General features: G+C 68.6%; 10 protein-coding genes, 1 tRNA gene and 2 pseudogenes. 5 read left to right on the top strand and 8 right to left on the bottom strand.

What is annotated here, in order from left to right:
• The first annotated feature begins 108 nt into the window (after nt 1–108).
• Nucleotides 109–1,536 (top strand): pyruvate kinase, encoded by a 1,428-nt coding sequence (gene pyk, locus ACX9TP_RS40250; RefSeq protein ID WP_482975983.1) that lies wholly within the window; start codon nt 109–111, stop codon nt 1,534–1,536.
• A 79-nt stretch (nt 1,537–1,615) separates the two neighbouring features.
• On the opposite strand, the gene ACX9TP_RS40245 is transcribed toward pyk, so the two are convergent.
• Entirely contained in the window at nt 1,616–3,130 is a 1,515-nt protein-coding gene (locus ACX9TP_RS40245) for an HD domain-containing phosphohydrolase (protein WP_482975982.1), read from the bottom strand.
• 172 nt (nt 3,131–3,302) lie between these two features.
• Here ACX9TP_RS40245 and rpe point away from each other — a divergent pair, with 172 nt between their 5' ends.
• Complete coding sequence (gene rpe / locus ACX9TP_RS40240; protein WP_482975981.1) at nt 3,303–3,956, top strand: ribulose-phosphate 3-epimerase; 654 nt, start codon at nt 3,303–3,305, stop codon at nt 3,954–3,956.
• Nucleotides 3,957–3,993: 37 nt separating this feature from the next.
• On the opposite strand, the gene ACX9TP_RS40235 is transcribed toward rpe, so the two are convergent.
• Nucleotides 3,994–4,377 carry a response regulator gene (locus ACX9TP_RS40235; RefSeq protein ID WP_482975980.1) on the bottom strand — a complete coding sequence of 128 codons (384 nt, stop codon included), beginning with the start codon at nt 4,375–4,377 and terminating at the stop codon, nt 3,994–3,996.
• Between the two features lie 261 nt (nt 4,378–4,638).
• Here ACX9TP_RS40235 and ACX9TP_RS40230 point away from each other — a divergent pair.
• Nucleotides 4,639–4,715: transfer RNA gene (locus ACX9TP_RS40230), tRNA-Pro, on the top strand.
• 398 nt (nt 4,716–5,113) lie between these two features.
• Here ACX9TP_RS40230 and ACX9TP_RS40225 read toward each other — a convergent pair.
• From ACX9TP_RS40225 to ACX9TP_RS40215, 3 genes and pseudogenes are all read right to left on the bottom strand, one after another.
• A pseudogene (locus ACX9TP_RS40225) lies at nt 5,114–5,401 on the bottom strand (IS3 family transposase); the annotation flags it as partial.
• A gap of 77 nt (nt 5,402–5,478) precedes the next feature.
• Nucleotides 5,479–5,646, bottom strand: a pseudogene (locus ACX9TP_RS40220) (IS30 family transposase); the annotation flags it as partial.
• Between the two features lie 521 nt (nt 5,647–6,167).
• Nucleotides 6,168–10,064 carry an nSTAND1 domain-containing NTPase gene (locus tag ACX9TP_RS40215; RefSeq protein ID WP_482975979.1) on the bottom strand — a complete coding sequence of 1,299 codons (3,897 nt, stop codon included), beginning with the start codon at nt 10,062–10,064 and terminating at the stop codon, nt 6,168–6,170.
• Nucleotides 10,065–10,199: 135 nt separating this feature from the next.
• On the opposite strand from ACX9TP_RS40215, the gene ACX9TP_RS40210 reads away from it, so the two are divergent.
• Entirely contained in the window at nt 10,200–11,150 is a 951-nt protein-coding gene (locus tag ACX9TP_RS40210; protein ID WP_482975978.1) for a sigma-70 family RNA polymerase sigma factor, read from the top strand.
• Here ACX9TP_RS40210 and ACX9TP_RS40205 read toward each other — a convergent pair.
• Nucleotides 11,147–12,247: an ADYC domain-containing protein gene (locus tag ACX9TP_RS40205; protein WP_482975977.1), complete on the bottom strand. Its 1,101-nt coding sequence runs from the start codon at nt 12,245–12,247 to the stop codon at nt 11,147–11,149. The genes ACX9TP_RS40210 and ACX9TP_RS40205 overlap by 4 nt on opposite strands.
• A 322-nt stretch (nt 12,248–12,569) precedes the next feature.
• Here ACX9TP_RS40205 and ACX9TP_RS40200 point away from each other — a divergent pair, with 322 nt between their 5' ends.
• A complete protein-coding gene (locus ACX9TP_RS40200) occupies nt 12,570–13,172 on the top strand; it encodes a hypothetical protein (RefSeq protein WP_482975976.1) in 603 nt (200 codons plus the stop codon).
• Here the strand turns inward: ACX9TP_RS40200 and ACX9TP_RS40195 are convergent.
• A complete protein-coding gene (locus ACX9TP_RS40195; RefSeq protein WP_482975975.1) occupies nt 13,117–16,833 on the bottom strand; it encodes a CHAT domain-containing tetratricopeptide repeat protein in 3,717 nt (1,238 codons plus the stop codon). The genes ACX9TP_RS40200 and ACX9TP_RS40195 overlap by 56 nt on opposite strands.
• A 213-nt stretch (nt 16,834–17,046) precedes the next feature.
• Nucleotides 17,047–17,496, bottom strand: a complete 450-nt coding sequence (locus ACX9TP_RS40190; protein ID WP_482975974.1) for a hypothetical protein — start codon at nt 17,494–17,496, stop codon at nt 17,047–17,049.
• Between the last annotated feature and the right edge of the window lie 948 nt (nt 17,497–18,444).

Raw genomic sequence — 18,444 nt, 5'->3', positions numbered from 1 at the left:
GCGTCCAACGCTCCGCTGCTCGCTGGCTCATTTACCGTTTTACCGAGCGAAACCACCCGTGGAGCGTGCTTGACGCGTCCATGAGGTCCACCCATTCTCGCGAGCCCTATGCGAAGAGCGAAGATTGTCTGCACCCTCGGTCCCGCCAGTCAGAGCCAGGAGATGCTCGAAGCGCTCCTGGAGAACGGCATGGACGTGGCCCGCCTCAACTTCTCCCACGGCAGCCATGAGAACCACGCGGAGAACATCGCCAAGCTGCGCGCCGCCTCGCTGAAGGTGCGCAAGGCGGTGGGCATCCTCGGGGACTTGCAGGGCCCCAAGATTCGCACCGGCCGCTTCGTGAAGGGCAGCACCGAATTGAAGGAGGGCGGCACCTTCCACATCACCACCGATGAAACGGTGCCGGGCACGGACGACATCGTGTCCACCACGTACCCCTTCCTCGCGGCGGACGTGAATCCGGGAGACCGCATCCTGCTGGATGACGGCCTGCTGGAGCTGAAGGTGCTGGAGACGGACAAGCAGAAGCTCATCAAGACGCAGGTCATCCACGGCGGCACGCTGAAGAACAACAAGGGCATCAACCTGCCCGGCGTCGCCGTTCGCGCGGAGGCCCTGACGCCCAAGGACCGCGAGGACCTGGTCTTCGGCCTCAAGGCCGGCGTGGACTTCATCGCCCTGTCCTTCGTGCGCCAGCCGTCGGACCTGGACACCGCGCGCCAGGCCATGGCCGAGGTGGGCCGCACGGTGCCCATCATCTCCAAGCTGGAGAAGCCGGAGGCGATTGCGCGCCTGGACGCCATCCTCGACAAGACGGACGGCGTCATGGTGGCGCGCGGCGATTTGGGCGTGGAGATTCCCCCCGAGGAGGTGCCGGCCGTCCAGAAGGACATCATCCGGCGCTCCAACCTGCGCGGCCTGCCCGTCATCGTGGCCACGCAGATGCTCAACTCGATGATTGACAACCCGCGCCCCACGCGCGCCGAGGCGAGCGACGTGGCCAACGCCGTGTACGACGGCGCGGACGCGGTGATGCTCTCGGGCGAGACGGCGAGCGGCAAGTTCCCCATCGAGTCCGTGCAGATGATGGAGCGCATCATCCTCGCGGCGGAGTCGTCCGCGCGGGTGCAGAGCCCGCCGCGCTTCATCGAGGCGCCACTGGGGCTGCCCCAGCACTTCCCGGACGTGATTGCCCGCGTGGCGTGCGAGGCGGCCAAGGCGAGCGGCGCGACGCTGATTGCGGCCTTCACCCTGTCGGGCGTGACGGCGCGGCTGCTGGCGCACTACCGGCCGCCGGTGCCCATTGTGGCCTTCAGCCCCAACCAGGAGGTGCGCCGTCGGCTGGCGCTCCTGTGGGGCGTGGTGCCGCGCGTGCTGGAGCCCATCCAGGAGACGGAGGCCATGGTGCGGCGCGTGGAGGAGGAGCTCATCGCGCGCGGCCTGGGCCGCAAGGGCGACCGCATCGTCATCGTCTTCGGCGCGCCCGTGGGCCAGCCGGGGAAGATCAACAGCCTCCGCCTGCACACCATCGGCTGAGGCGCGGAAGCGCTGGGTAGAGAAAAGGGGCCGGCGGGATGTCTTCCGCGGGCCCCTTCTTCATGGCGTCAGGCGTGTGTCAGGCCTGCTTCTTGTCGTGGAGGGCGCGGCGGGGAATCTCCGCCTCGACGAAGACGGTGAACAGCGCCTTGTCGAGCTGGCCGGAGTCCGCCTCGCGCTTGAGGATGTCGAGCGCGAGCGTGTGGGGCACGGCCTTCTTGTAGGGCCTGTCGCTGGCGGTGAGCGCGTCGTAGATGTCGGAGATGGACATCATCCGGGACTGGAGGGGGATGGCCTTCTCGGCGCGCGGGTAGCCGGTGCCGTCCAGCTTCTCGTGGTGGGCGTAGGCGATTTCCGGCACGCGGCGCAGGGTGCGCGTCCACGGAATCTGGGAGAGGAAGCGGTAGGTGTGCTCGACGTGGCTCTCGATTTCGCGGCGCTCCTCGGGAGAGAGCGTGCCGCGGGTGATGGAGAGCGACTGGATTTCACGGGGCAGCAGCAGGGGCTGGGCCTGCCCGTTGGCGTCGTCGAAGCGCAGCTGGCCCAGCTCGTGGAGGCGCTCGAAGCCGCCCTGGGCGAGCACGGTGGGGCGGTTGCAGGTGAGGATGAACTCGAACACCTCGTCGAGCTTCTTCAGCTCGGTGGTGAGCCGCTCCTGCTCCTCGCCCTCGATTTCGGGCAGGTGCTTGTCGCCGCGGACCTTCACGGCCTCCAGCCGGCGGCGGTAGCTCTGCAGCTGCAAGTCCTTGCGGGCGAGCTGGAAGCGGGCGCGCAGCCCCTCCAGCTCGTGCGGGTAGAGCTTCTCCGCCTTGACGAGGACGGGCTCGCGCACGCCCACCTTGCCGAAGTCGTGCAGGAGCGACGCGTAGCGCAGCTCCTGCAGCTCCACGGGGGAGAAGCGCACGTGGGCGTGGGGGCCGGTGGACAGGTGCTCGAGCGCCTGGGCCAGCGACACCGTGAGGTCGGCCACGCGGCCGGAGTGGCCGGCGGTGGTCGGGTCTCTGGCTTCGATGGCGACGACGGAGGCGGAGACGAAGCCCTCGAAGAGGCGGTTGATTTCCTCGTGGAGGAGGGCGTTCTCGATTGCGCCGGCGGCCTGGGCGCCCAGGGCGAGCAGGAGCTCCTCGTCCTCGGCGTTGAAGCTGCCGCCGTCGAGCTTGTTGAGGGCCTGGATGACGCCCGTCACCTCGCCGTTGGCGTCGCGCATGGGGACGCAGAGGATGGTCTTCGTCTGGTAGCCGCTGGAGACGTCGAACGAGCGGTTGAAGCGCGGGTCCGAGTAGGCGTCGGGGATGTTGATGACGGCGCCCGTCTGGGCGACCTGGCCGGAGATGCCGCTGCCCAGCGGGAGGCGGATTTCGTTCTTGGAGCCCTGGGCCACCTTGCTCCACAGCTCGTTGCGCTCGCGGTCCAGGATGAAGAGCGAGCAGCGGTCCGCCTCCACCACCTTGGTGGCCTCGAAGAGGATGAGGGGCAGGAGCAGGTCGAGGTCGCGCTCGGCGCTCATCGCCTTGGCGACATCCAGGATGGAGGTGAGCTTCGCCAGGCGGCGGCTCAGGTCAGGGGTTTGAGGCTGGGCGGGCTGGGAAAGCACCGGGGCGGCTCCGGGTGAAGAGCGGCCAGCGGCCGCGAGGGCTTCAGGGTTGTAGCACGGGCGACAGGTCGGCCGCCCGGGGGCCCCACCTGCTCGGTCACCTGCTCTCCGGTGGACGCTGGCGGCCACGTTCCCCACACCCGGCGCGCCCGAAGCGGGTATGAAGCGCCGCATGCGCCGCCCCGTCCGCATCTCCCCCTCTGTGTTGTCCGCTGACTTCGGCCGCCTCGCCGAAGAGGTCCGTGCCGTGGAGGCCGCCGGTGCCGACCTCATTCACGTGGATGTCATGGATGGCAGGTTCGTCCCGAACATCACGCTTGGCCCGGTCGTGGTGGAGGCCATCAAGCGGGCGACGACGAAGCCGCTGGACGTGCACCTGATGATTGCGGAGCCGGAGCGCTACGTGGAGGCGTTCGCGAAGGCGGGGGCGGACGTGCTGACGGTGCACGTGGAGGCGAGCGTGCACCTGCACCGGACGCTTCAGCAGATTCGCGCCGCGGGGGCGAAGCCGTCGGTGGTGCTCAACCCGAGCACGCCGCTGTCGGCGGTGGAAGAGGTGCTGGGCGACGTGGACATGGTGCTCTTGATGAGCGTGAACCCGGGCTTTGGGGGGCAGGGCTTCATCGAGTCGACGGTGGACAAGGTGCGCCGGCTGCGGGCGATGTTCGACGCGCGCGGGCTGGACACGGACATCGAGGTGGACGGCGGCATCAACGCCGACACGGCGAAGCGGGTGGTGGCGGCGGGCGCCACGGTGCTGGTGGCGGGCAGCTACGTCTTCGGCTCGAAGGACTACGCGCAGGCCATCCGCTCGCTGCGGCCCTGAGGCGCGCGAGGGCGCGCGCGCCGTTTGGGGCATTCCGTCAGGCGCGGGTGCGGGCGACGGAGGTGGCGAGGCGGGCGACGCGGGTCATGAAGGTGGGGTCGAAGGGCTTCACCTCGTAGTCGTCGGCGCCGAGTTCGAAGCAGACGTGGCGGGTGAACTGGTCCTCGACGCCGCTGAGGATGATGACCTTGCACTCGCGGGTGGCGGGGTCCTGCTTGAGCCTGGCGAGCAGGTCGCGTCCGTCGTGGTGCTGGTTGATGTCCAGGATGATGACGGCGGGCCGGTGCTGCCGGGCCAGCTCCAGGACGCGCTCCGAGGTGGTGTCCGAGATACACGTCAGCCCGGACCGCTTCGCCTCACGGGCGAGGGCCGAAACGATGAGGGCATCGTCATCGGAGATGAGGACGACGGGGGGCGTCATGGAGTCGTGCTGCTGCAATGCAGTGTAACCTTTTCAGCGGGGCAGGAGGGGCTGCATTCCGGGAGTACCGGAATGTCAGGGAGTTGGGAAGGGGGAGATGGGGTCAGGGGGGACTGCGGGGGAGGGTGGGACGGGGTGCAGGGAGGCGGGGAGGGGGAGGAAGAAAAGGTGATCCGAGGCCGTTGACTCAGCCGGGCGGCTCGGGTACTACCGGCCGCACTTCGCCGGTCCCGAGAGGCAACCACCGGCGGACGGACATATCGGGGAGTGGCTCAGCCTGGTAGAGCACTTGGTTCGGGACCAAGGGGTCGCAGGTTCAAATCCTGTCTCCCCGACCACGTCATGAAGCGGGCTGGAGATCGCAAGGTCTCCAGCCCGTTTTCATTTTGGGCCTCCTGCTTCGGCCCACCAGCGTCCGGCTGACCGCCGACCTGGCTGCCGGGCGCAGGCGCATGGACCGCTGGGGAGAGGTTCTGGTGCCCGGCCAGCTCCTGGATGGCCTTCGCCGGGGCTCCGACCATCGCCAACCGGGAGCAGAAGGTGTGGCGAAGGATGTTGATGCCCCCGTCACCTTCAGCCCGGCCAGCCGCTGGATGCGGCGCATCCACTTGTTCAGCAGCACCTGGGTCACCTTCGGATGGCCATCGGCCCGCCAGAGGACGCGCTCGCCCCGGAGGTGCTGCTGCTTGCGGAGGGCGTCCGCCTGAGCGCGCCCCCGCCTCGGTGGACAGGTTGACTACGCTACCTGCCGCTGCACCTCAGCCGCACGCTCGTACTCGGCTGGGCTGACGTAGCCGAGTGAGGAGTGACGGCGCTTCCGGTTGTAGAACACCTCGATGTACTCGAACAGCGCCAGCCTCGCCTCCTCGCGCGTCCGGAAGCTGCGCGTGTGGACCAGCTCCATCTTCAGGCTGCTGAAGAAACTCTCGACCACCGCGTTGTCCCAACAATTGCCCTTGCGGCTCATCGGGCAGGTGATGCCGTGCTCGGCCAGCCGCTCCCGGTAGTCCTCGCTGGCGTACTGCCTACATTCAAGGGGTCGTCGCAACGCCACCTCGTTGGAGTGCGCATAGATGAGCGTCGAGAGCCTCGGCGGGCGTTTTTCCATCCAAGAGTCTTGCGAGGCCGGTTGTTGAGGGCAGCTGCAACAGTGGCGAGCTCCTCGCGGGAGTGGCTGGACAGGTCTGTCCCTTTCGGGAAGTACTGGCGAAGCAGACCGTTGGTGTTCTCGATCGTGCCTCGTTGCCATGGGCTGTGAGGGTCACAGAGGCGGGCCCTGCACGCGGTGACGCTCCAGAAGCTCAAGCGCGAAGAACCCGCCGGCGATGCAGCGGCCACTTTCGCTATCAGCGCCTGCTCACGGAGTGCCGCCGCCAGCCCGGCACTGCTTCTTGCCCTTCGCATTGGCGTCGCATTGCTGATGGCATGCTCCAAGGCACATTCCGAAGGCCAGGCCGCAGTCCGTTCCCATGCGGCGCTTGTTGCAGTACCTGGCGCACGCTTCGCGCTCTTTCTTGCACTCGGCATTGCAAGCCGGGCTCGCTGGAGCCGCTGGGCTCCTGGCAAGCGCGCTTCCACCCCACAACGCCGAGATTCCCAGCAAGACCGTGCAGCCGATACGACGCGTGCGTTTCATGCGCTTCTCCCGAGCTCTGACCTGCCTGCTCTGTCTTCTTCAGAGCCCCGGAGCCGCGGAACGATGCAGCTTTTGGGAGAGGCGGCGAGGAGGTGGTGATGGCCCGGCGCGGCCTCCCCTGAGACGCGGGCATACGCGCACCAGGGACAGTCCGCTACCGTGGAGAGAACGAAGCACAGACGCGCAGGCCGGTCCTGGCGTCACGCGCCGTCGGGTCACCAGGGGAGAAGCCCGCGATGTTCGCTCCGGTCGCGTCGAAGTACCAGGAGCCTCCCCGGAGAACGACACTCCCCAGCTCAGGCGTCTCGGACCGCGTGAGCTCGTAGGCGTTGCCGGCCATGTCGTCCAACCCGAAGGGGCTCACCGAGGCGGGGTGGGCACCCACCATGTCGGGCCCGAAGGCCGTGGGGAGCCGGTCGTAGGTCTCGTCGATGTTGGCGTCGTCGGGCTTTAGCTCGTCACCATGGGGGTAGTTGCGGCCGTCCGCGCCTCGGGCGGCGTACTCCCACTCGTGCTGGCTGCACAGGCGCGCTCCCGGCAGACGCTTCGTCTGGTGGAGCCAGGAGAAGTAGCCCTCCAGATCCTGGGCCGAGACGCCAGACAGCGGAAACCGCCTCCAGTCGGCGGTGTTCCTCCGCGTCCTTCCCGCGTACACGAAAGCCTCGCCCACCTTCACCGTACTGAACTCCTCGGGCGAATGCTGGAAGGAGAAGAGCCACCCATCGCTCGGGTGCCGCCGCAACGAGACCGCCCCACCGTCGATGAAGCGCGGCTGCTCGAGAATCCTCCTCGCGGGCGCATCCGGGGGCAGGTCGTCGAGGTAGGTCAGCCAGTCGCCGAACGTCACCTCCTGCTTGCCGATGAGGAAGCCCTCGGTGAGGCAGAACCGGTGAAGCGGCGAGCTGTACATGAACTTCCGCACCTCCTCCGAGCCGGAGCGTCCCATGAGGAAACAGCCTCGGGGGACATAGGCATAGCCGTCGGGCACCGCCGTGGGGAGTTCGAGGTGGACCGTCTCGCGAGCACCGTGCGTGAGGAGCAGCGGCAGCTCCACCGGCGCATGCCCCGGCTGCGTGACGCGGACGAGATAGGAGCCCTCGGGAAGCAGGAGGCGGGTGATGGGGGTAGGGCCCAGGTCGCCGGCCTCCGGAACGGGCTCACGGCGGAACGTGCCCTTCCCCCGGGTGTAGCGCTCGAACTCGACGTGTGCGCCAGGAGGGGTGGTCACCAGCTCGAGCTCGGCCGGAGCTTGAAGCCGTCGCAGCCACTCCGCGCCTTCCTTCGCGGCGCCCACCTCCTCCTCCAGGAGCCGCACCCACTCGTTACGCTCGCGGCGCTGGTGAAAGAGCTCGGCGAGGAGGACGCGTTCATAGGTGACCTCCGCGATGAGCCGGCGCGTGTCCACGTGGCGGCGATCTCGATCGAGGACTCTCTCGAGGCTCCGGCGGACGCCGGTGTAGGCCACCTCGGACTGTTCGCGCAGGTCCAGCGCCTCGGCCCATCTCCGCTCGGCGGCGGTCCTGAGGCCCGAGGGGCCCGGCGGGATCTCGAGGCCCGCATCCGGAGGCACGCGTCCATCGAACAGCGCCAGCGCCGTCTCGCGGCTCTCACGGGCCCTCTGGGCAAGGGCGCGGCCCCTGGCGAGCACCTCCCGCGCCGCGCCGAGCTCCGCGGCGATGAAGCGCGAGTCCTCGAGGTGCTCCTGCAGGCGAAGACCGCCATAGGCGGCCAGGACGGCGAGCGCGAGGAAGAGCACCGCGAGCCGGCGCCCCCAGCGCTCCCGTGTCACGGCGCGGCGGGAGGCGAGGAGAAAGGCACGCTCGCGCGAGCCCAGGGTGGAGGGCTCGAGCGGCCGGGCCTCGTCGAGCTGCCGCTGCCCCCAGAGGGCCTCGCGGGCGCGCAGGAGGCGCTCCCACTCGGCGCTGGCCACCTCGACCCGCTTGCGCAGGACGCGATGGCCGATGTCGCCATCGAGCCAGTCACGGAGCGTGCCCCAGCTCTCGATGAGCGACTCGTGGGCAATCTCACAGCGCGGCTGGCCGCCCACGGTGCGCGTGTGCACGAGGCGGCCTTCGACGAGCGCGCGAAGTGCGGCGCGCGAATCCCCCTCCGAGTCCTCGACGAGCGCGTCCTCGGCGCGCTCGATGCGGGTGCCCTCGGCCGTCACGAGCTGGAGCAACAGGCGCCGTGCCGCCGCGTACTCCGTGGGGCTCAGTCGCGCGAGCACCGCGTCCGCATGCCGGGACAGCGCTCCGGCCACACCGCCCATCTGCTCGAGCGCCTCCCGGGTGATGCGGCCCTGCGCCGGGGAGCGCCGCTCCCATAGCTCGGCGAGCGCGAACTGGAGGAGCGGCAGGCTGCCCACGCCGTGCGCCGTGGAGGCGATGAGCGTCTGGAGGAGCTCACCGGATTCGAAGGACACACCCCGGCTGCGCGCGGGACCGACGATGGCCTCGCGCACCCCCTCGGGCGACAGGGGGCGCAGGATGTAGAGCGCGCGCTCCGCTGCGTCGCCCAGGCCGGGAAGCGCGCACAGGCGCGTCAGGAAATCGCCGCGCGCCGCCATCAGCACGTGCACCCCCGCCGACGGCAGGGTGAGCTCCCCCAGGAGGCGGGCGAAGTGCGCTGCCTGGACCGGCTCGGAGAGGGTGAGGAGCTCCTCGAGCTGATCGACGAAGAGCAGCAGGCCCCGCCCCCGCGAGTGCGCCTCGCGCAGCTTCTTCCCGAGCCAGTCCGGCCTGTCCGCGAGCGCGGTGACGAGCTCCGCCTCCTTCCAGCCGAGCAGGGGCGCGAGCGCGGCGGCCAGCGCCTCCAGCGGGCGGTGACCGGGCCACAGCGTGAGGATGACCTGCTCACGGCCCTCGTCCAGGGCGCCCGTGGCCACCTGGGGCAACACGCCGGCGCGGCACAGTGAGGACTTGCCCGTCCCCGAGTCCCCGGCGACGAGGACCATGGGCTGGGCGCGGAGGCGCTCGAGCACGGCGCGAATGTCGGCCTCGCGCCCGAAGAAGAGCGACCGGTGCTCGGCCTCGAAGGGAGCCAGGCCGCGGTAGGGATTGCCGGCGGCCAGTGGCTCGGGTGCGCAGATGCGCGCGAGCCGCTCCAGGGCCGCGCAGAGGAGCTCGGCCGAGTCGAAGCGCTCGTCGGGATTGGTCGCGAGGCACCGGGTGATGAGCGCGGCGAAGTCCGGGTCGACGTCCGGCCCCAGCGCGGCGCGAGGGGGGACCTCGCCGCCCCTTCGGGGCGCGCGACGCGGCACCTCGCCCGTGCACAGCTCATGGAGGATGAGGCCCAAGGCATAGATATCGCTCTGGAACGTCGCGGGAGCACCGGCAAGCAGCTCGGGCGCCATGTAGGGCAGCGTGCCGCCAATGACAGGCGAGTTGGACGCAGGGGCCGCCCCCGCCTCGACGCGTTCGGCCAGGCCGAAGTCGAGCAGCTTCACCTCGCCTTCCCGGGTGACCAGGGCGTTGGCGGGCTTGAGGTCGCGGTGGAGCACGCCCTGGCGATGCGCTGCCGCGAGCCCCCGGGCGAGGCCTACGCCCAGGGTGAGCACCCGGCGCCACGGCACCGGCCGGGAAAGCTCCGCGAGGCTCTCGCCGACGACGTACTCGGAGACGATGTACGGGCGTCCGCCCACCTCACCAACGCTGAAGACATTGACGATGTTGGCGTGCTGCACGCTCGCGAGCGCCTGGGCCTCGGTCTCGAAGTTCTCACGGACCCAGGCGTCGGGCTGATTCGCGGCGATGAACTTCACCGCCACGCGCCGTTTCAGCACGCGGTCATGCGCCAGGAAGACGACGCCCATGCCACCACGGCCAATCGGGCCTTCGAGGCGGAACTGATCGAACGCCTTGGGGGGCACCCAGGAGAGGCCCGGCTCCGTCGAGATGTCATCCGGCGCGGGGGCCCCGGGGGCCTCTTTCCCGGAGTGCTGGATGCCAGGAGTCAAGGTGGCCAGCAGGGCCCGGCACGCGCCGCACCCGGCGGCGTGCTCATGGACACGGGCCAGTTCATCGTCCGGCAGCTTTCCCTCCAGGAGGGCCACCAGGACCTCGTCCGTCAGGCAACTAGAATTGGGAGGACGCATGGGGTCGGGGGGACTCATGGTTGACCATCCAGTCGTTGCCATTCAATGGCATGCCTTGGAGTTCCAGGTAAAAATAGTTATGTTTGACTACGCATGGAAAAGGGGCCCGAGCTGGTCGAGACGTTTCTCGCACACACCCAGGTGCGCTTCATCCCTCCCACGGCCGCGGAGGCGGAGGCACTCGACGCGCTGCTGCTTCGCGCCTGGGAGGAGGCCCGCGTGCAATGGCCGAAGGTGACGCTCTCCGCGGAGCTGTTCGTGATTCACGTCGCCGAGCGGCTGCCCACGGTGGGCCCCGACAGCCCCGTTACGCCACTCCTCACCGGCCTGTCCCTGACAGAGCTCTATCTCACGTGTGCGTGTCTTCAGGGCATCACCCCCGCCTACGAGGCCTTCGAGCGAAGCTATCTTTCCCTGCTGCCGGGAAAGCTCCGCCATCTCAAGCTGCCCGATGCCATGATTGACGACGTCTGCCAGATAACGGCAGCGAAGCTCCTGGTCGCCACGCCCGAGAGCGCCCCGAAGATTGGAGAGTACACGGGGCGCGGCGCGCTGATGAGCTGGGTCGTCGTCACCGCCGGGCGCGTTGCCAACAAGCTGCGGGACGCCGAGAAGCCCGCGCCCGAGGATGACGCAGAGGAGATCTTCAAGGCGCTGCCGGGGCAGGGAATCGACCCCGCGCTCAATGTCATGCGGCGCCACCACCAGGCCGACTTCCGCAAGGCCGTGTACGAAGCCGCCGCCACGCTTTCCGCTGACGAGCGCCACCTGCTCCGCCTCCACTTCGCCGATCGGCTCTCGACGTACGAGATGGGCCTGCTCTTCCGTGTCAATCAATCGACCATCTCTCGCTGGTTGAAGAGCATCCGAACCCGGCTCTACGAGGAGACCCGGCGTCTCCTGAACGAGCGACTGAACTTGTCCAGTTCAGGCTTCAAGAGCTTCCTGGCCCTGGTCCGCAGCCAGTTCGACCTGAGCATCAGCCAGCTCCTGGTGGACAATCCCGTGCCGCCTCCCCAGAAAGGCCCACCCAAGAAGCATTAAGGGCTCTTGTTCGCGGAGGCGTGGCCTTTCGGGGCGCCATACGAGCGGTTCCGTAGCAGCGCGGCCCCGGGGTTCACGTCCGCCCGGCGCACCGTGCAGCGCTCTCCCTCGTCCAGCTCGACCGCCGCACCTGTCTGGAACCGGTTGGGACACTCCTTGAGGACGAGCTCCAGCGCACGGTCGTCACGGGTGCGTGCCAGGCAGGTCGCACCGTCGGGCGCCCACGCCGCCTCGAAGGAGGCCCTCTCGGGGTCCCACTCCCTCGTGGCCACTGTCGTCCGCTTGCTCATGCCAAGCCAATCGTAGACGTCGATGATGGTGTCCTGGCTCGTGTGGCTTCGGCCGTCGCCGCAATAGTCCGCGCGCACCAGTCGGGTGCAGGCCTGATGGACGTCGGCCAGTGGCTGCCCATCATGGCTGGCCCAGGGCTTGTACCCCCAGAGGACGCACTTGGTGATGGCACCATTCTCACAGGCGAAGGTGAGCTTGCCCGGGGTGTCGTGGTGGGCCCCGCTGGCATCCCAGACGCCGCCCACCGCGAGGGCGCGGGGAGCGGGCGCACGGTCCACGGCGACGCAGGGGTTCTCCCACTCCTGGGCCAGCGGGTTCCAGGCCTCGATGCGGTAGAAGACCATGCCGGGGTCCTCGCGAGAGGGCTCGGCGCCGCAGATGGCCACCTCCACGGGTGTGCCGTCGCTGGCGGTGCCCTGGAGCACGGTGCCGACGACGCCGTGGGTGGCCGCCCCTGCCTCCGGGGCAGCAGAGGCCACCAGGTGCCCGCCCTCGAGCCGCAGGGGCGCGAGGTCGGCCGAGACGAGCACGCTGCTTCGCGCCTCCGTCTGCTTCTCGGTGTTCCAGTCCCGCTTGGTGCCCCACAGCATCGTCCCCTGGGGCCAGACCTTGCGGTAGTCGGACTGGGACTGGCACCGGCGCGCATGGCGCTCGGCGTCGGACACCGGCCCCTTGGGAGTGGAGGGCGCGAGCTTCGCGGGGGCCGGAGCGCTGGCGAGGGCCGGAGCGAGGGCGGGGGCCGGAGCGCTGGCGCAGGCCAGCGCGAAGACATGAAGGAGCAGGCAGGCAAACAGCTGGTTCTTCATCGCGTTCTCTCCGTTGAGCCAGTGGGCTGAAGTGGTGGCCCGTAACCGTAGAGAGCCCGTGACCTGGAGAATCATGCACAAAAATCACCGGGAGCCTCCAGGGCCAATTCCTGGCGGCCTCCGCGTGACATTGTCGCGGAACCGAGGAGCAATCGCTCACGCTGAGGGAGGTCGTGTTCGCGCTGTGGCAATCCAGGGCTGGGTGGGCCTCACCCTCCCTCCGTGGCTGGCCGGCCGCTTTGATTCCGCTATGCTTCTCCCGGCAGGATGCGCACCTGGGGAACCCGTGCTGAACATGCTACGCAGGTCTCAACGAGCAACGATGACGTACGGGGTGGCCCTGGCTGCCGCACTGCTCTTGACCGGTTGTGTGAGCGCCCCCCGGTTCACCGTCGGCGTCCCCAGGCAACGAGCGCTCAAGCTCAACGACGTCTATGTGTATTCCTTTCTGGATGTCCGGGACGATGTCTTCAGCAAGGCGTCCCTACAGCGCTTCAGGTCGCAGCTGGCGGTGGCCCTGACTCTCCACGGCGTGAGAAACACGCAGATGGTGTTCCACGATGTCCGCTCCGGCCAGGGAACTCCGGTTCTTTCCATGGATGAATCGTCACTCAATGTATCGGTGGGCGTCATCATCGCGCGGAACCAGCTGAGGGAGGAGGCGTTTGGCGCGAAGTACCGGCTGCTGATCTTCCCCACCGAGGCGAGCATCCTTGTGCCTGGATACACGTTTCTCTGGCGCCTGATGGATGCAACCACGGATGAAGTCATCTGGTCCGCTACGTCGTGGATCGGCGCTCTCGGAGACGGGGCACAGCAAGCACGTCTCGTTGATGGTTTCATCGATCAGTTGTGGAGTCAGGGACTCATCAAGGCGATGCACTACCCAGCCCGCGCAGCGGAGCGTCCTGGCCCAGGACAATGAAGGGAGCCCAGTAGTGGGGATGGGGCCGGGTGGCCCGCAGCCAGAGCATGGCCTCGCGCAGCGCGCTGGCGCGGCCCTGACCGGCGAGCAGCTTCTGGTAGTAGGCCTCCATCAACTGGCGGGTGGTGTCGTCATTCACCTGCCAGAGGCTCGTCACCACTGTCTCGGCACCAGCCACCACGAGGGCTCGGCGAAGGCCGTGGACACCCTGGCCCAGCTTGACGTCGCCTCGGCCGGTGTCGCAGGCGGACAGGACCACCAATTGGGTGCCCCAGAGATTGAGGGAGGACAGCTCCAGGGCGGTCGCCAGCGCGTTGTCGGGCGGGGGCTGGGGGGCACGAGAGCCTGAGGGGGCCAGGGGGCGCGCGCCCGCGAAGACGAGACCGGAGCGCAGCAGAGGGTCCGGCACCTGTGCCGCGAGAGGGGCCTCTCCCAGCGCACAGCAGTTGCCAACGGCGCGGGACTGCATGGGCGCTGGGGCGTTCCCCAGAAAGAAGCCATGGGTGGCCAGGTGGAGGATGCCGGGAGCAGGCAGGTGCCACAGCCGCTCCTTGGTGGCCTCAAGTCCGAGGAAGAGCTGGGCGTGGGGCAGCAGCCTCCGGATGGTCTGGGCCTCCCGGCGGCTGCCGGGAAGTGGGACGAGGTTCCAGTCGCGGCGCGCCAGCTCCTCGCGTCGGGTGGAGCTGAAGCGCTCGAGGGAGGTGGAGCGCTCGGCTGACACCAGCGCCTCTGTCAGGGAGGGGGCGGGTGGTGGAAGCGGAGCGCTGAAGTCCGGGTCTGCCAGGACGACGACGGTGGAAGCGGGGGCTGGCTGCTGGGGGCGAGGCAGCAGGTCCTTGCCGGAGGTGAGATAGGTGAAGTCGAAGGTGTCGACGAGGAAGTGGTGGCCGTCGTGAAGGGCGGCGAAGGGCACCAGGGACAGCTCTCCATCCGGCGAGAGGAAGAGGCGGCGGGCCTTCCCCAGCAGCGGGAGCAGAGGTTGAAAGGCAAGCTGGTAGAGGGCCTGGGCATTCGCCTGGAAAGAAGCATCGCGGTTGGCCAGGGCATCTCGCAGGCGGGAGGCGGCGGAGTCGATGGGGGCCGCGGGGCCCAGGTCGAGGGTGAGAATGCGGGTGTCCGGCAGGAGCACCAGCGCCAGGTAGCGGAGATGGGGCTCGGGGCGGCCTGGCTCGGGCAGGAGCGGGCGGTTCTCGTAGGCGATGAGCTCGATGAGGGCTCCGTCCCCCGGCAGCGCCTTGGCGACCCGGTCGACGATGTCGGCGGGAGCCGGAGGGACGGCCAGCATCGCGCGCAGGGGCGCGGAGTGCCTGGCGAGGGTGGCTTCGAGGGCATCGCCCTGGCTGGCGAGCTCTTTGAGCTGCTGCTGGTAGGCCGGCGGAGGAAGGGAACCCGGGCCCTGGAGCGAGAGGTGGGCCTGCTGGGTGCGGAGGCCTCGCAAGCGCTCGAAGGTTTCGCGAATGCCCGCGCCCAGCAGGCTCCGGTAGACAGTCCCGGAGTTGCTGGTGAAGGTCACGCGCCCGTCGGAACCCACGCTCCGGTAGACCGCCTGGGAGATACTGGCTGTCTCCTCGGCAGAGCGGCCCTTGAGGAGCAGAGCAGCGCTCAGGGCCAGGCGCCTGACGCTGGCGAGGTCGGGATGCTCACGCAGCAAGGCATAGAGGCGTTCTTCGTCGGAGCGCAGGAGCTGGAGAAAGCTGGCCAGGCGCGCCTCGGAGAAGTCGAGCGCCTCCTGGCGCAGGCGTTGTTCGGAGATGGCGAAGGCGCGCGAGAAAAGCGGCACGGCTGCGTCGGGGCGATGCTGGGCCAGCCTGAGCAAGGCGAGGCTGTTGAGCGACGAGGCGAGGTCGGGATGGTTCTTGCCGAGGGTCGCTTCCCGAATGGCGAAGGCGCGCTGGTGGAGTGGCTCGGCCCGGTCGTACAACCCCTGCGCCTGGTAGAGGAGGGCGAGGTTGTAGAGCGACGAGGCGACTTCGGGATGGTTCTTGCCGAGGGTGGCTTCCCGAATCGTGAGGGCCCGTTGAAGCAGTGGCTCGACCTGACCGTACAGCCCCTGCGCCTGGTAGAGGAGGGCGAGGTTGTGGAGCGAATCGGCGACGATGGGATGGCTCTTGCCGAGGGTGGCTTCCCGAATCGTGAGGGCCCGTTGAAGCAGTGGCTCGACCCGACCGTACGACCCCTGCGCCTGATAGAGGAGGGCGAGGTCGTGGACCGACGAGGCGGTGTCGGGATGACTCTCGCCGAGGGTGGCTTCCCGAATGTCGAGGGCGCGCCGGTGGAGCGGCTCGGCCCGGTCGTACAACCCCTGCGTCTGGTAGAGGCTGGCGAGGTTGCTGAGCGATGAGGCGACTTCGGGATGGTTCTTGCCGAGGGCGGCTTCCCGAATGGCGAGGGCACGCTGGTGGAGCGGCTCGACCCGGCCGTACAGCCCCTGCGCCTGGTAGACGCTGGCGAGGCTGTTGAGCGAATCGGCGACGGTGGGATGGCTCTTGCCGAAGGCCGCTTCCCGAATGGCGAGGGCGCGCTGGTGAAGCGGCTCGGCCCGGTTGTACAGCCCCTGCGCCTGGTAGACGCTGGCGAGGTCGTGGAGCGATGAGGCCAGGTCGGGATGATTCCTGCCGATGGCCGCTTCCCGAATGGCATGGACGCGCTCGTCAAGCGGCGCGGCCTGGCCGTACAACTTCCGCTGCCGGGAGAGGCGGGCGAAGGCGTTGAGCGAATCGGCGACTTCGGGATGGTTCCTGGCGATGTCCGCTCGCCGATCGGCGAGGTAACGCTGATAGGTATGGTCGGAGAAGTCCGCTTGCAAAAAACCGAGGGGGATACCGAGGGGAATACCGGGGGGGATACTGAGGGGGACATTGACGTAGCTATAGTTGGGTAGGGAGGCCCTTCCTCGCGACTGATAGACGCTGGCGAGGTTGCGAAGCGATGAGGCGGCTTCGGGAGGGTTGCTACCGATGGTCATTTGCCGAATGGCGAGGGCGTCCTGGTAGAGCGGCTCGGCCCGGTCGTACAACCCCTGAGCCTGATAGAGGCTGGCGAGGTTGCTGAGCGACGAGGCGATGTCGAGAGGGTTCCAACCGAAGGCCCTTCGCCGAATGGCGAGGGCGCGCTGGTGGAGCGGCTCGGCCCGGTCGTACAACCCCTGAGCCTGATAGTGGAGGGCGAGGCGGTGGAGTGAATCGGCGACTTGGGGATGGTCCTTGCCGAAGGCCTCCTCCCGAATGGCGAGGGCGCGTTCGTCGAGCGGCCCGGCCCGGTCATACAATCCCTGCTGTCGGTGGAGGAAGGCGAGGTCGTGGAGCGCTTTGGCGACCTGGGGATGGTTCCTACCGAAGGCCGCTTCCCGAATCGTGAGGGCCCGCTGAAGCAGTGGCTCGGCCTGGTCAAAGCCTCTTTGAAGCCGGTGGATATCACCGAGCAGCGTCAGGCAGGTGGCGACTCCGGGATGCCGGGCCCCGAGCACGGCCTCCGCTCGCATCAGCGCATATTCTCCTTGCGCCACGGCCTCGCCGTACTTGCCCGCGTCGTAGAGCGCAAGCGCCTGGGAATGCGCCGTCTGCGCCTCCTGCAGCCACGCAGCCGGTGGCTCCTCTCCGGCCAGTGCCGTGGCTGCGCCGCCCAGGATCCCCATGGCCAGCAACATGAGCACCTGCCGCATGTCTCCCCCCTGGCCTCAGCGCGGCCATTGAACGTTCAACGTCCCTCTCTTGAGAGACAGCGACCCGGAAAATGATGCAGGCGCGTCCGCCTGCCTTTTCGGCGATTTCTGTCAGAACTGGTCGGGCCTCGCGACGCTGCCCTCCACCTGGTCTGACACCTGCGGCTACCCGGGTAGCGATATGTCTGCCTACGCCGGCAACTGATCCCCCGCTCAGCCCAGCGGTGCCTGTCCCGCCGGGTGCGTACGCTGGAGGTCCTGCAGGTCCTTGATCTCGAAGATCTGGAACACGGTCATGAGAGGGACGATGGCCGCCAGGCCCGCGAACAGGATGGAGAAGAAATTCACGTCACTCGCGAAGAAGGAGACCACCACCAGCGACTCGATCACGACGCCGATCCAGGCCATGGTGATCGACCGGGTCAATCCGCTGAGGAGCGCCACCACGAGGATCGGCGTGCCGAAGGTGCAGCCGGCCGCAGGGATCGCGCTCGTCACCTCTGGAGGTGCGTGCCCTATCTCCACCAGGCCTACCAGGATGAACACCAGGCAGATCCCCAGGCCCATGATCAGGGGCAGGACCCAGAGCTCCCGATACGCTTGCCGGAGCTTATCGGGGGCCTCGCACACGGCCAGGACGGTATTGCAGCTCGGACACAGCACGCGCCTGGCGTTTCCTGGGAGGCAGCGAGCGCAGTAGCTCGCACTGCACTGACGGCAGCTGCTGGCAGGGACGAAGGGGTGCTGCGGACACGTCGGAGCAGCCTCGGGTCCTACAGGAGGGCTGGCCACCGCTGCGGGGGGAGGACTCATGGCCTCGGGGGCCATGGGCCTGGGGGCCGCTGGCACAACGGTCTGCTCAGGGACCGGCGTGCGTGGCGCCACCTGCCCGAGGCACTGGGGGCAGCCCTTCGCTCTGGGGGGCATGCTCTTGCTACATGCGGGACAGTTCATGGTGAAGCCTCGAATCCAGACACGAGGCGTCCGCCTCGCTCCCATGAGCGAGCCGCTCCCCCCGTATGTGAATGAGCCCGCGAGGCGGAAAATGATGCGGAAAAGCGGGTGGCCTACCGGGAGGAGCGGACGTGGGGAGGCCGGAGTCCCTGGTGGCACTGTTCCTGCCCAGGCCTGAGGCCCCTGCACACCGGGTGCTGCGCGAGGAGGGGCCGCTGGCCTATCGCGGCCCCGTGAGGCCTCTCCCCTCTGGCCTCATGGTCCCCGCGTCACTGCCCGGCGCGCGGTTTCAACCCCTGGCACGCGAACTCGGCTTCGCGCGCTACCCTCTGCTCAAGGTCAGCGCCGATTCGGTCAACTACGAGGACCTGTTCGGCGGCCTTGAGGTCGACTTCGTGGTCCACGAGGGCATGCTCACGCTGAGCGGACCTACCTACGTACACAATGAGGGCCTGCGGGTGTGCGTAATCAATGGGTCACGCTGTGAATCAGGGCCGACCCTCGGTGGTGTCGGGCCCCAGCTCGCGCAGCGGGGCGTCTCGGCCCAGCGCGATGAAGGGCGCCCAGTAGTGCGGCGTATAGGCGGGAGAGAGACCATGTTGAGGGGGAGGGCTGGCGCGGAGGTGCCGAGGAGGGCCGCTGACGGTTGCCGCCGAG

Source organism: Pyxidicoccus sp. M15, from assembly GCF_056858435.1.
Note: the sequence above shows the minus strand (reverse complement) of the source record. Positions and strands in the feature narration are given on the sequence as shown.